Below are 13655 nucleotides of genomic sequence, written 5' to 3'. Positions count from 1 at the left end.
TCAACCTCTTTCTGAGAAGTTTTTCTCCGGCGGCTCAGTCTCCCGAACCTGCCAGCACGTCATACCGTAAGCCGGTGTGCCGTGTCAGTGGAGGCGCATTATAGGGAGTTCTTACGGGCTGACAAGCATTTCTTTAAATAAATTTACCGAGCGTCTTTTTTTTAACCGAACGCGTTAAAAGCAGGCGTTTCTTGTCGAAATAACGCCCAGAAAAGCCAGCCACACAGTAAAAAGCCGCATACCGCACCCTATAGCCAATGCTATCCTTTTTACTCTTACCGCTGGATAACTATTAAAAGGACACTCAATGATCCGATCCGCGCGCAGTATGGCCGGTCTGCCATGGATAGCTGCCATGGCATTTTTTATGCAGGCACTGGATGCCACCATCCTCAACACTGCTTTACCGGCTATTGCCACCAGCCTTGAGCGCTCCCCGCTTGCCATGCAATCCGCCGTTATTAGTTACACGCTCACCGTCGCTATGTTAATTCCGGTCAGCGGCTGGCTCGCCGACCGTTACGGCACACGCAAAATATTTATTCTCGCGGTTTCTCTCTTTACTTTAGGTTCGCTGGCGTGCGCCTTATCGCCGACACTTTCGATATTAGTGATCTCGCGCGTTATCCAGGGTGTCGGTGGAGCGATGATGATGCCGGTAGCGCGCCTTGCCTTGCTACGCGCTTATCCCCGCAGTGAATTGTTGCCGGTACTTAACTTCGTCACCATGCCGGGATTAGTCGGACCGATATTAGGCCCACTGCTTGGCGGATTGATGGTGACCTACGCCACCTGGCACTGGATTTTCCTGATTAATATTCCTATCGGCATTCTCGGCATATTTTACGCACGTAAATACATGCCTGATTTCACTACACCTAAACGTCGTTTTGATTTCCTGGGCTTTTTGCTGTTTGGCGTTGGGCTAGTAATGATTTCGATCGGGATTGAGTTGTTCGGCGAGCGCATTGTTTCTGCCTGGCTGGCAGCAGGCGTATTGTTTGCCGGCGTAGTCTTGCTTCTTCTCTATATAGTGCATGCGCGCCGCCATTCTTCGCCGCTCATCAACCTGCCAATGTTTAAAACCCGCACTTTCTCTGTTGGCATTATTGGCAATATCGCTTCGCGCCTCGGCACCGGCTGCGTACCGTTTCTCATGCCATTAATGTTGCAGGTCGGTTTTGGCTATTCAGCGATTATTGCTGGATGCATGATGGCGCCTATTGCCGTAGGTTCGATTTTGGCAAAGTCAACGGTGACGCAACTATTGCGCTGGTTTGGTTATCGCCGCTTGCTCGTCAGCATTACCGTTATTATTGGTTTGTTGATCGCCACATTTTCGCTGCAGTCCCCCACAGAAAACATTTTCGTTTTACTCATACCGCTATTTATTCTTGGAATGGCCATGTCGACACAGTTCACGGCTATGAATACCATCACCCTGGCCGATCTGAATGATGATAACGCCAGTGGCGGGAACAGCGTGTTGGCGGTGACGCAGCAGCTGGCGATCAGTTTTGGCGTGGCCGTCAGCGCTGCGGTGCTGCGTTTCTATCAGGCATTTGATACCAGCACGGTACAGCAATTTCACTCTACCTTCCTGACCATGGGCGTGGTGACGGTGTTGTCGGCGCTGATGTTCATGATGTTGCGTCATGGCGATGGTCGCAATTTGATCAGCAATCGCGATAAAAAGAAGAAGGCGTCTTAAGCAGAACCGCGCACAATCAGTTCCGGCGTCAGCACCAACGTTTGCTGACTGACGTCGGGATGGCGCAGGCGATGAATCAGCGTATCAATCGCCAGCTCGCCCAGTTCATTTTTAGGCTGATGAATCGTACTTAACGGTGGTGACAGATAGCGCGCCAGTTCAATATCGTCATAACCCATCACCGCCATATCCTGCGGAATCTGTAAACCTGCCTGATACAATGCATGATAAACGCCAACTGCCATCGCATCATTACTGGTGAAAACAGCCTGTGGCGGCGTTTTCAGCGCCAGCAGTTCAATCATAGCGTTGTAACCGCCCTGAAATTCGAAGTCGCTCTCCACCACGTAACCAGGCAAAACATCCAGTCCGTTTTTTTCCATGGCATTTTTATAACCTTCAAGTCGCATACGTGCCGGCGTTTTATCCAGCGGGCCTGCAATACAGGCAATACGCGTATAGCCGCTGTCGATCAAATGCTGTGTTGCCAGCTCACCACCGAGCAAAGCATTGTCCTGTATAATATCACCCCGTCCTTCGAACGGTGCCCAGTCCATCATCACGGTAGGGATAGAAGGATAACGATTAAGAATATCTGCGGAGGGCAGATGGCTTTCCGTACACATTAATAGCAAGCCATCGACGCGCTTTTGTAACAGCGTTTCCAGGCTGCGGTTCATGCGATCCTCATCGCCTGCCGTGTTCCCAAGAATCAAGCTGTAGCCACGCTCATAGCAGCTATCCTCAACGCCACGCACAATTTCTGCATAAAAAGGGTTACTGCTCGCAGTAATCAACATCCCGATAGTGTGGGTTTGGTTGATCTTCAAACTACGCGCCAGTGCTGATGGCGCGTAGTTCAATTCCCGAATTGCCAGTTCAACTTTTTCTCGTACACCGACGCTAACAAAACGATTTTTATTAATGACGTGGGAAACAGTGGAAGTCGAAACGCCCGCTTTACGGGCGACATCTTTCATGGTGGTCAAGCGCTTAATCCTGCTGTTGCAAAAAATCGTCGATTTCCGGGCGCCACGGCACGGAAGGCTGCGCACCCGGACGCGTCACCGCAATCGCCGCAGCGGCATGAGCAAAACGCACCGCGTCGTGCATCGTTTTACCCTCCAGACGTGCCGTAATAAACGCACCATTGAAGGTATCACCCGCAGCAATAGTATCCACTGCCTTCACGCTGAACCCCGCGATACGCTGACCATTGTTCTGTTCACTCAGCCATACGCCGCGACGGCCCAGCGTGATCAAGACTGTTTTGATGCCTTTAGCATGCAGTGCTTCAGCCGCGCGGGCCGCATCTTCGTCGCTATTAACCGCAACACCGGTCAGAATTTCCGCTTCGGTTTCATTGGGGGTGATAATGTCGATCAGAGCCAGCAGTTCATCTGACAAGGTTGTGGCCGGCGCAGGGTTAAGGATCACCTGCGTTTGGTGCTGGCTGGCAATGGTCGCGGCCGCCAACACGCTTTCCAGGGGGGATTCAAGTTGCATGAGTAACGCATCAGCCTGAACAATCACTGATTGATGGCGTTCCACATAAGTCGGGGTTAATGACGCGTTAGCTCCTGCATAGATTCCAATATTATTTTCGCCTTCGCCATTAACGAAAATCATCGCCACGCCGGTTGATTCATTTTCAATACATTCGACTGGCGCAACGTCAATATTGTCCAGGGTTAATTGTCGACGAATACGCTCGCCAATATCATCTCCTCCTACGCAGGCAATAAATGCAATATCCGCACCTGCGCGGCCGGCGGCGACCGCCTGATTCGCGCCTTTGCCGCCAAATGCAACCTGATACTGCTTCCCGATCACCGTTTCGCCAGGGCGAGGAAAGTGCGTCAAATTAAGGATGTGATCAGCATTGATGCTACCAAGAACGGCCAGTTTTGCGTTTTTGCTCATAGGAAATAATCCGGAAAGAGTGCGCCACCGGAAGGGTGGCGCAATGCCCTGCTTTTCTTTGTGTTACTGGATAACCAGTTTCAGGTCAACGGGGTTGATAGCCTGTACTTTCTCACCCTTCAGCACTTTATCAGCGGTGTCCACGCCGATCATGCCAATTTTGTCTGGCATCTGCGCAACGGTTGCTGACAGTTTGCCTGATTCAACGGCTTTAACGCCATCAGCGGTGCCGTCAAAGCCGACCACCATCACATCTGTTTTACCGGCGGTTTGCAGCGCGCGAAGTGCACCCAGCGCCATTTCATCATTCTGGGCAAACACCGCCTGCACATCAGGATGCGCCTGCAACAGGTTCTGCATTACGTTCAGCCCTTTGGTGCGATCAAAATCAGCCGGTTGGCTGGCAAGTATCTGGAATTTATGGGCATCGGCAGCTTGCTTAAAGCCTTCACCACGCTCGCGCGCCGCAGATGTGCCAGCGATACCCTGCAATTCAATGATTTTTGCGTTTTCGCCAACTTTCTTCGCGATATAATCGCCAGCCATTTTACCGCCAAAACGGTTATCTGACGCGACGTGGCTCACCACGCTGCCTTGTGTCGCAACGCGATCCAGGGTGATAACGGGGATATTAGCCTGATTCGCCATTTTTACCGCATTGCCGACCGCATCGGAATCAGTTGGGTTGATCAGCAGCAGCTTAGTGCCGCGAACCGTCAAATCCTGCACGTTAGCCAGTTCTTTTGCCGGGTTGTTCTGCGAATCCAGCACCACCAGGTTGTAACCCAGCTTATCGGCCTCTTTTTGGGCGCCTTCTTTCAGAGAAACAAAGAATGGGTTATTCAGCGTAGAAACCACCAACGCGATAGTGTCCTTTGCCATTGCGCTGGCACTTAATGTGGCGCCAAGAATGACGGCCAATGCGGTCAACTTTTTCATCTAATCATCCTGTGTATAGGTCAGAGTTATTTACTGCTTTTATTATCCACCAGCACCGCCAGCAGGATTACCACCGCTTTAACGATCATCTGGTAGTACGAAGAAACACTCATCAGGTTAAGGCCATTGTTCAGGAAGCCGAGGATCAGCGCACCGATCAGCGTGCCCATAATGCGCCCTTTGCCACCGGCCAGGCTGGTTCCGCCCAGGACCACGGCAGCGATAGCATCCAGTTCATAACCGGTGCCCGCCGTCGGTTGTGCCGAAGAAAGCCGCGCTACTTCGATGGTGCCGGCCAGCGCCGCCAGCATGCCGCACAAAGAATAAACAATGACTTTGACACGATTTACATTAATTCCGGATAAGCGTGTCGCGGCTTCGTTGCCACCCAGCGCGTAGATATAACGACCCAGACGCGTGTGATGCAGCATGTACCAGGCAAGGATAAACACTATCGCCATGAGCCAGACCGGCGTAGGAATACCCAGCGGCCGGCCAATACCGAACCAGCCAAACAGATCGGCGTTGTCATTAAAGCCGGTATTGATCGGGCTACCGTTGGTATAAACCATGGTAACGCCGCGCAACAGAAGCATCATTACCAGGGTTGCGATAAAGGCCTGCACTTTGCCGCGGGCCACAATCGTGCCGGTCACCGCGCCAATGGCTGCGCCCAGCGCCAGCGAAGCGGCCACTGCTACCAGCGCATTGACTTCCAGCCCCACCAGCGAGGCGGCTACCGCGCCGGTAAGCGCCAGTAACGACCCCACCGACAAATCAATGCCTGACGTTAAAATCACCAGCGTCATACCCACCGCCATAATGGCGTTCACCGAGGTTTGCTGCAGAATATTGAACAGATTGGCCACGGTGAAGAAATTCGGGCTTTGGCTTGCCACCACGGCAATCAGCACAATTAACGCAATCAACGATTTTTGTTCCAGCAGCCAGGTTTTGCTAAACCAGCGGCGACTGGAAGGTAAGGTTTGGGTACTCATACAACTAAATCCTCGCTGTGTTGCTTGCCAACGGCTGCCGCCATCAGGTTTTCCTGGGTAGCATGTTCATGGGTAAATTCGCCGCTTAGATAACCTTCGTGCATCACCAGAATGCGATCGCTCATGCCTAACACTTCCGGCATTTCCGACGACACCAAAATGATGCTCAGCCCTTCGGCCTTGAACTGATTAATTAACTGATAAATTTCTTTCTTCGCGCCGACATCAACGCCGCGCGTCGGCTCGTCAAGGATCAGCACGTCAGGCCGCGTCATTAATCCGCGCGCAATCGCCACTTTTTGCTGATTACCACCAGACAGCAGGCCAATCGGCTGCATCATTGACGGCGTTTTTACATTAAACAGGCGGATAAAATCGTCTACCGCTAACGCTTCTTCGGCATGCTTCAGGCTGCCACTGCCGCGACTGAAATAGCGCAGCGCAGTCAACGTCATGTTCTCTTTTACCGACATGCCCAAAATTAAACCGTCACGCTTACGATCTTCAGAGATATACACGATGCCATTTGCCAGCCCGTCCTGTGGCGAGCGCGTCACCACTTCGCAGGCATCCAGCCATACTTTGCCTTTGCTACGTGGCAAAGCACCGTACAGCACTTTCATTAATTCGGTGCGGCCAGCGCCCATTAATCCAGCCACGCCAAGAATTTCGCCTTTGTGCAGCGTAAAACTGACGTTATGCCCCCCCGGCCCGCACAGATTTTCCACTTTTAAACGCACATCGCCTGGCGCTTGTTCAAGACGTGGATATTGATCTTCCAGTTTGCGTCCGACCATCATCTCGATCAGGCTCTCTTCTGTCAGATCGTTGACTGCACGTTCGGCAATGAACTGGCCGTCGCGAAATACCGTGACGTCATCGCAAATCTCGAAAATCTCTTTCATACGGTGCGAGATATAAACGATGCCGCAGCCTTGCGCTTTCAGCTCGTTAATCACATTGAATAGCGAGAGGGTTTCGGTGTCGGTGAGCGCATCGGTCGGCTCATCCATAATGATTACCTGCGACTCAAAACTGAGCACCCTGGCGATTTCCACCATTTGCTGATCGCCAATGGAAAGCTCGCCCACCAGCTTGTGGCTGTTAAAGCGCAGGTTAAGCCGTTTCAGTAACGCGTCCGCTTCGGCATGCATACGTTTCCAGTCAATGCGGCCAAAACGGCTGACAAATTCGCGGCCGAGAAAAATATTCTCCGCCACGCTTAATTGAGGGATCAGATTCAGTTCCTGATGAATGATACCGATGCCTGCATCCTGCGACGCTTTCGGTCCGCTAAATGTGGTTTCTTCACCGAGCCACTTTAGCGATCCGGCATCGCGGCTGTAGATGCCGGTCAGCACTTTCATCATGGTAGATTTACCCGCGCCGTTTTCACCTACCAGCGCCATCACGCGCCCAGGGTAAACCGCCAGCGACGCACCTTTTAACGCTTTTACGCCAGGAAACGATTTTTCAATCCCAATGAGTTGCAATAATGGTTGCATAGCGCCCTCAGAAGGTTACACCGGCGCTCAGGATGACATTCGCATACGGAGAACGCTCTCCGCTGCGAATGACCGCCTGACTACGCTGAGTATATTGTTTGAACTGTTCATGGCTGGTGTAACGTACAGCGATGGTATTCCCCTGGTGCTGTTGCAAGGCTTCGAGCACGGCGAGCAGCGCACTATGGAGCTGCGGATTGTGCAGCTTAATCTCTTCTGCAATCAGGGCGCTTTCTACCTGCATCTCAAGCGTGACAGCATTGACCACGTGGATAAAATCGGGCATACCCGGCGTAAGCGCCAAATCGACACGCTGCGGCCCCGCCGGAATCGGCAAGCCAGCATCGGCGATCGTGAGCGTATCCGTATGTCCCAGACGGGCAATCACATGAGAGAGTTCAGCGTTTAACAAGCGACCTTTTTTCATCTATTCACTCCACAGCGAAACGTTTCGCTGGCGGCAGTGTATAAAAAGTAAGAAGCAACTCAATCACCAGATAAAAGAAGTGTGATCGCTATCGAAACGTTTCGCTTCCGCAGGAGAGAATTTGGCTTTAGGGAAGGATTGAAATTAAAAACTGGACCGCCGAAGCGGCCCTGAATCCAGGTTTTAAGGCAGTTTCCTGACGTGTTTAACGTCCAGCTCAATGCTGTTGAAATCTTTATCCAGCTCGCCGGTTAGCTCTACATGGTCTTTTGGCGAAATGGTTTGCCCGTCCCAACGCTTGTGGTCGATTTCTACCTTCATCGTGCCGGTTTGATCGCGGAACTGGTAATCTTCATCACCAAGCTGTTTTACCAGCTGGCCGCGCACGGTGATCCAGCTGTCATCCTTCATATCTTCAGCCTGCTTAACAGTCACTACACTGGTGTGATCGGCGCTAAATCCACCTTTTTTGACCTGGGCGGCCGGGGCATCAGGATCAACAAATCCGCCATTTTGTGCAGCCAGAACGGAGGTAGATGTCAGCATCACAACGGCTAATAGTACGGCTTGTTTTTTCATACAGTTTCCTTTTTTCCATGAACAGTTTTTTTGATGTATACAGTTAAGCACAAGGTTCTTAGCAGGATCGTATCGATTAAAAACAGGCGAAGTTAATGAAAGCCGCGCTATAAGCTGCGCGGTACTTCGTATAAAACGCTTTCCAACTGCGAAAAATCGATAAATGTTTTATTCACTGAAGGCGATCACGTAACCGGCGATGGCTGCAAAGCGGGGCTGAACCAGCCGGGATGAAGCATTAATGGGTTTATCACCAGCGAAGCGGGATCAGTCCTTAACGGCTGCGGCACGAGATTACCTTTTGTGCGTCACATCGCGCCATTGTATGGCAGGCAGGTTGTTTTTTTACCCGCGGCAAGGCGGTGGTTATGCGCCACCTTGCGCGAGTCCGAGGCGTCCAGCGTGCAGGCGAATCCGGTTAAATCTCGACCTGGGTGCCTAGCTCAATGACACGGTTCGGTGGTATCTCAAACTGATCCGGCGCGCGCAACGCATTGCGTTGCAGCGCCAGGAACAGCTTGCCGCGTAACCGCAGATACCAGGGCCGTTTACCCATGATGAGCGACTCGTGCGACATAAAGAATGAGGTTTCCATCATGCGACAATTCAGCCCTTCCAGCCCGCAGCGATGGAACACTTCTTCTACATTCGGGGTTTCGCGCCAGCCGTAGCTTGCTACCACGCGCCAGAAGGTCGGCGACAGCTGTTCGATGGTCACGCGACGCACGTTATGCACGTAAGGTGCATCTTCGGTGCGCAAAGTCAGTAACACGACGCGTTCATGCAACACTTTGTTGTGCTTAAGATTATGCAACATCGCAAATGGAATGACGTTCAGCGCACGCGACATATACACCGCCGTGCCTGGTACACGAACCGGTGGCGATTTCTCCAGCGAGACAATCATCGCCTCTAATGAATTACCATGTTCATGTAGACGACGCAGCAGACGAAAACGCTCGCTTTTCCAGGTCGTCATAACGATAAACATCACCAGTCCAAGACAAAGCGGCAACCAGCCGCCGGAGAAAATCTTAATCAGGTTAGCGGTAAACAACGGAATATCGATACACAGCATCAGTAACAGGATCAATCCAACCATCAGCTTCTGCCAGTGCCAGTTTTTAATCGCCACCGTACAAGACAGAATCGAGGTCAAGACCATAGTGCCGGTCACCGCAATTCCATACGCCGCAGCCAGATTACTGGAGTGTTCAAAGCTAACGATGACAATCACCACCGCAAAATAGAGCGCCCAGTTAATCGTCGGGATATAGATCTGGCCAGACTCTTTCTCTGACGTGTGGATAATGCGCATACCCGGAAGATAACCGAGACGAACCGCCTGGCGCGTCAGCGAGAAGACGCCAGAAATCACAGCCTGCGAGGCAATTACCGTCGCCAGCGTGGCAAGGATCAACATGGGAATTAACGCCCATTCAGGTGCCAGCAGAAAGAACGGATTTTTAATCGCGGCAGGATCGGTGAGCAATAATGCACCCTGACCGAAATAGTTCAGTCCCAGCGATGGCAGCACTACCGAGAACCAGGCAAGACGAATCGGCATTTTGCCGAAATGGCCCATATCCGCATACAGCGCCTCTACACCGGTAATGGCCAGCACTACCGCACCGAGCGCAAAGAATGAAATAGACTTGTAGTGGATAAAGAAATTAACCGCATATGCTGGATTTAACGCCTGCAACACCTCGGGATTCTTCATAATACCGCTGATGCCAAGCGCCGCCAGTACCAAAAACCATAGCAACATCACCGGCGCAAACAGCTTACCGACAATGCCGGTGCCGTGCTTTTGAATCATAAACAGCAGGGTTAACACCGCGATGGAAAGCGGTACGATAAACCGCTCAAGTGACGGCGCGGCAATTTCCAGCCCCTCAATCGCTGACATCACAGAAATAGCGGGCGTGATCACCACTTCACCGTAGAAGAAGCTGCCGCCAACCAGCCCCATAATCACCAGCACCGCCGTAGCACGCGCGCCGGTATGGCGGCCCGCCAGCGACATCAAAGTTAAAATTCCACCTTCGCCGGCATTATCGGCACGCATCACATAGCTGATGTATTTAAGTGAAACCACCAACACTAATAGCCAGAAAATCAATGATAAGAAACCCAATATGGCTTCGTGTTCTACCCCGAAACCAAACTGACCTGACAGGCATTCACGCAAGGTATACAGCGGACTGGTACCAATATCGCCATAAACCACACCAATAGCGGCCAGCGTTAATCCACCGAGCGACTGCTTATTTTCCGAGCTCATAGAGTTGTCTTTTGTTGGAGCCTGAGAGGCATAAAACCTCTCGCTCAAGCCATCAAAAAGCGCACAGTATGCACCTATTCGCAAAAAATCCTATCCCTGTAAACCGTATGGTCATCCACCATCTGGCTGTTTTTCTCGTAAAAATAGTGATTTAAGGGCGTTTTTAACGCGGTAGAACCTTCTGAAACAAAAAAGCTGACAGCTATCAACGCTTTCACGCATCATAATCTATAAAGTATTGCGTTCGCTAAAGCACGGCGGCTCGACGATCGTAAGGACAATGATGTGATTATGGTTCAACCCCATCTTTTGGCTGAAAGAATTTCTCGCCTCAGCAACGCGTTAGAAAAAGGCTTGTATGAACGCCATCACGCCATTCGCCTGTGTTTGCTGGCCGCTCTGAGCGGTGAAAGCGTGTTCCTGCTGGGGCCGCCAGGCATTGCTAAAAGCCTGATAGCTCGCCGCCTGAAATATGCTTTCCAGAATGCCCGCGCCTTTGAATATCTGATGACCCGTTTCTCCACACCGGAAGAAGTGTTTGGCCCGCTATCGATTCAGGCACTCAAAGATGAAGGACGCTATCAGCGGCTTACTAAAGGCTATTTGCCTGACGCTGAAATCGTTTTTCTTGATGAGATCTGGAAAGCCGGTCCGGCAATTTTAAATACCTTGCTAACCGCGATTAACGAACGCCGTTTCCGCAATGGCGACAGCGAAGAAAAAATTCCCATGCGCCTGCTGGTCGCTGCGTCCAACGAACTGCCAGAAGCCGACAGCGGGCTGGAGGCGCTCTATGATCGCATGTTAATCCGCCTGTGGCTGGACAACGTGCATGAGAAGCAAAACTTCCGCAGCATGTTAACCCACCAGCAGGATGAAAATGCCAATCCCGTCGCGGAATCGCTGCGTATCAGCGACGATGAATACCGGCAATGGCAGCAGAGCATCAGCCAGGTCAATTTGCCGGATAATGTCTTTGAGCTGATTTACCAGCTGCGCCAGCAGTTAGAAAATCATCCGGAAGCGCCTTATATCTCCGATCGTCGCTGGAAAAAAGCCATTCATTTGTTGCAGGCCAGCGCGTTTTACAGCGGCCGCAGCACCATTGCTCCCATTGATCTTATTCTGCTGAAGGATTGCCTGTGGCACGATGTCGCCTCCATGCAGCTGCTGGATCGTGAGATCGACCAGTTAATGACGCAGCACGCATGGCAGCAGCAATCCCTATTGTTCAAACTGCAACAAATTAAAGCGCGCCGTATGGCATTACAGCAGCAGCAAAGCGTGGCGCAAGCGATCACGCTTGAAAAACACAGCGGTATGTTCAGTCGTAAGCCCCATTACGATTTGCCCGAAAGCTTCACTGATGAACAGTTAACGTTAATGCTGCAACAACCGCTGACGCTACATGACATGCAGGTGACGCACCTTGTTATTGCCCGTGACGCGTTGAATCAATGGCTACAAAAAGGCGGCGATATTCGCGGCAAACTCAATGGGATAGGTTTTGCCCAGTCGCTGGATTTACTGGTCGATAACCAACATTGCCTGGCGGTACGCGACGTTAGCTTGCAGACCGTGCGCCTGACGTTACCAGGAGCCAGCAGCAGCAACGAACTGCCGGAGGAAATTATCAGCGCGCTGGACGAGCTTGATGCCCAGTTACGCGCCCAGCGTCACCTTTTTAGCCAGCATCAACGCTGTTTATTTATCAGCGACGACTGGCTGGCACGGGTTGAGACCAGCCTGCAGGATGTCGCGGAACAGCTGCAACAGGCGCGTAAATGATTTCTCTGGAAGCGCTCAGCACACTGCTTTCCATCGGGGAAGCCGAATTAATTGAAGAATTGATTATCGCGCTGCTGGCAACGCCACAATTAACGCTGTTTTTTAAAAAATTTCCGGGTCTGAAGCAGGCGCTGCTATGGGATGTGCCACGCTGGAAAACAGAAATCATTGCAGAATTAAAGGCCACGCCAGTACCGGAAAACTTGTCACAGGAATTTCAGCTTTTTCAGCGTGTGCAGTTATACAGCCATGCTGAATTTAATCACCAACTCGCTGATACGTTGACTACGCTGGAGCAGCTCTCCTCCCCGTTCCTTGATGAAGCAAACCGACTTCTCCATCACACCAACGCTCAGCAACTCAGCCCGGCGCAATATACGCTTTTTTTGCAGCGCCGGCGGCTCAGCCTTACGCTCCAGACCCTGACGTTAAATGAGCAATTGCTGGAACAGCAGCGTGAGCGCCTGATGACTGAATTGCAGCAGCGCATGGCGCTGAGTGGTCAACTTGCACCGATACTGAGTGACGATGAAACGGCAGCGGGCCGCTTGTGGGACATGAGCAAAACGTCGCTGCAACCCAGTGATTATCAGTTAATGCTGCAATACGGTGAATTTCTGGCCCAGCAGCCGGAGCTGATGAAGCTGGCTCAGCAGCTGGGCCGCAGCCGCGAGGCTAAATCGGTGCCGTCGAAAGATGCGCCTGTGGAAGCCTTTCATTATCTAGTGCATGAACCGGCTGCAGTACCAGAAGAAGTTAGCGGTATTCATCAAAGCGATGACATGCTGCGTTTGCTTCCTCCCGAACTGGCAGCGCTTAGCATTAGCGAGCTGGAACTGGAATTTTATCGCCGTCTGGTAGAAAAACGGCTGCTGACTTACAAGCTGCAAGGCGATGCCTGGCATGAAAAAGTGTCGATGCGTCCGGTTGCCCACCAGCATCATGAGGAGCAGCCACGCGGCCCGTTCATTGTCTGCGTTGATACATCCGGCTCGATGGGAGGCTTTAATGAACGCTGCGCGAAAGCTTTTTGTCTGGCATTACTGAAAGTCGCGCTGGCCGATCGCCGTCGTTGCTACATTATGCTGTTCGCCCATGACGTGATCGGATATGAATTAACGGGGGACGATGGTCTGGAGCAGGCTATTCGCTTTCTCAGCCAGCGTTTTCGTGGTGGCACCGATCTCGCCGCTTGCCTTTCGTCAACCGTAAAGCGTATGGAAGGCCCTGCCTGGCAGGAAGCCGACGCGGTGATCATTTCTGACTTTATCGCCCAGCGTTTGCCGGAAGAGGTCGTCAGCGCCATTAAACAGCGCCAGCGCCATCATCAACAGCGTTTTCATGCCGTCGCGATGTCCACTCACGGCAAGCCCGGCATTTTGCGTATCTTTGATCATATCTGGCGTTTCGATACTGGCATGAAAAGCCGCCTGCTGCGTCACTGGCGTCGCTAAGTCATCTGGCAGAAACCCTTATTTGCTATAGTGAATACTTGCTT

The 13655-nt window shown here is 51.9% G+C and carries 11 protein-coding genes; 3 read left to right on the top strand and 8 right to left on the bottom strand.

Going from position 1 to position 13655, the window contains the following annotated elements; all coding sequences use genetic code 11:
- Positions 1-307: 307 nt before the first annotated feature.
- Entirely contained in the window at positions 308-1711 is a 1404-nt protein-coding gene (gene mdtD / locus QRY16_RS16130; RefSeq protein ID WP_289777320.1) for a multidrug transporter subunit MdtD, read from the top strand.
- Here the strand turns inward: mdtD and rbsR are convergent.
- The 8 genes from rbsR to kup form a co-directional block, all read right to left on the bottom strand.
- On the bottom strand, positions 1708-2700 hold the full coding sequence (gene rbsR, locus QRY16_RS16125; protein ID WP_419776141.1) for a ribose operon transcriptional repressor RbsR: 993 nt from the start codon (positions 2698-2700) through the stop codon (positions 1708-1710). The two genes, mdtD and rbsR, sit on opposite strands and share 4 nt — an antisense overlap.
- A 4-nt stretch (positions 2701-2704) precedes the next feature.
- A complete protein-coding gene (rbsK, locus tag QRY16_RS16120) occupies positions 2705-3634 on the bottom strand; it encodes a ribokinase (RefSeq protein ID WP_193406327.1) in 930 nt (309 codons plus the stop codon).
- A 63-nt stretch (positions 3635-3697) separates the two neighbouring features.
- The gene (rbsB, locus tag QRY16_RS16115; RefSeq protein WP_289777319.1) at positions 3698-4573 is read right to left on the bottom strand and encodes a ribose ABC transporter substrate-binding protein RbsB; all 876 of its coding nucleotides are present in this window, start codon (positions 4571-4573) and stop codon (positions 3698-3700) included.
- 26 nt (positions 4574-4599) lie between these two features.
- The gene (rbsC, locus tag QRY16_RS16110) at positions 4600-5571 is read right to left on the bottom strand and encodes a ribose ABC transporter permease (protein WP_289777318.1); all 972 of its coding nucleotides are present in this window, start codon (positions 5569-5571) and stop codon (positions 4600-4602) included.
- Complete coding sequence (gene rbsA, locus QRY16_RS16105; protein WP_289777317.1) at positions 5568-7076, bottom strand: ribose ABC transporter ATP-binding protein RbsA; 1509 nt, start codon at positions 7074-7076, stop codon at positions 5568-5570. Before rbsA ends, rbsC begins: the two co-directional genes overlap by 4 nt.
- Before the next feature lie 7 nt (positions 7077-7083).
- Complete coding sequence (gene rbsD, locus QRY16_RS16100; protein ID WP_289777316.1) at positions 7084-7503, bottom strand: D-ribose pyranase; 420 nt, start codon at positions 7501-7503, stop codon at positions 7084-7086.
- Between the two features lie 183 nt (positions 7504-7686).
- Positions 7687-8082, bottom strand: coding sequence for a YgiW/YdeI family stress tolerance OB fold protein (locus tag QRY16_RS16095; RefSeq protein WP_289777315.1), 396 nt, complete (start codon positions 8080-8082; stop codon positions 7687-7689).
- 418 nt (positions 8083-8500) lie between these two features.
- The gene (kup, locus tag QRY16_RS16090) at positions 8501-10369 is read right to left on the bottom strand and encodes a low affinity potassium transporter Kup (RefSeq protein WP_289777314.1); all 1869 of its coding nucleotides are present in this window, start codon (positions 10367-10369) and stop codon (positions 8501-8503) included.
- A 291-nt stretch (positions 10370-10660) separates the two neighbouring features.
- On the opposite strand from kup, the gene ravA reads away from it, so the two are divergent.
- Both ravA and viaA read left to right on the top strand, forming a co-directional pair.
- On the top strand, positions 10661-12157 hold the full coding sequence (gene ravA, locus QRY16_RS16085) for an ATPase RavA (protein ID WP_289777322.1): 1497 nt from the start codon (positions 10661-10663) through the stop codon (positions 12155-12157).
- Positions 12154-13611 carry an ATPase RavA stimulator ViaA gene (viaA, locus tag QRY16_RS16080; RefSeq protein ID WP_289777313.1) on the top strand — a complete coding sequence of 486 codons (1458 nt, stop codon included), beginning with the start codon at positions 12154-12156 and terminating at the stop codon, positions 13609-13611. Before ravA ends, viaA begins: the two co-directional genes overlap by 4 nt.
- Positions 13612-13655: the final 44 nt, after the last annotated feature.

The organism is Mixta mediterraneensis (assembly GCF_030283135.1).
Taxonomy (GTDB): Bacteria; Pseudomonadota; Gammaproteobacteria; order Enterobacterales; family Enterobacteriaceae; genus Pantoea; species Pantoea mediterraneensis.
The sequence above is the reverse complement of the archived record's forward strand: the minus strand, read 5'-3'. Positions and strand labels throughout refer to the sequence as shown.

Coding starts and splice junctions, on each gene's coding strand:
- ravA (WP_289777322.1), top strand. CDS start 10,661: ATGGTTCAACCCCATCTTTTGGCTGAAAGAATTTCTCGCCTCAGCAAC.
- rbsB (WP_289777319.1), bottom strand. CDS start 4,573: ATGAAAAAGTTGACCGCATTGGCCGTCATTCTTGGCGCCACATTAAGT.
- rbsC (WP_289777318.1), bottom strand. CDS start 5,571: ATGAGTACCCAAACCTTACCTTCCAGTCGCCGCTGGTTTAGCAAAACC.
- QRY16_RS16095 (WP_289777315.1), bottom strand. CDS start 8,082: ATGAAAAAACAAGCCGTACTATTAGCCGTTGTGATGCTGACATCTACC.
- rbsK (WP_193406327.1), bottom strand. CDS start 3,634: ATGAGCAAAAACGCAAAACTGGCCGTTCTTGGTAGCATCAATGCTGAT.
- kup (WP_289777314.1), bottom strand. CDS start 10,369: ATGAGCTCGGAAAATAAGCAGTCGCTCGGTGGATTAACGCTGGCCGCT.
- mdtD (WP_289777320.1), top strand. CDS start 308: ATGATCCGATCCGCGCGCAGTATGGCCGGTCTGCCATGGATAGCTGCC.
- viaA (WP_289777313.1), top strand. CDS start 12,154: ATGATTTCTCTGGAAGCGCTCAGCACACTGCTTTCCATCGGGGAAGCC.
- rbsA (WP_289777317.1), bottom strand. CDS start 7,076: ATGCAACCATTATTGCAACTCATTGGGATTGAAAAATCGTTTCCTGGC.
- rbsD (WP_289777316.1), bottom strand. CDS start 7,503: ATGAAAAAAGGTCGCTTGTTAAACGCTGAACTCTCTCATGTGATTGCC.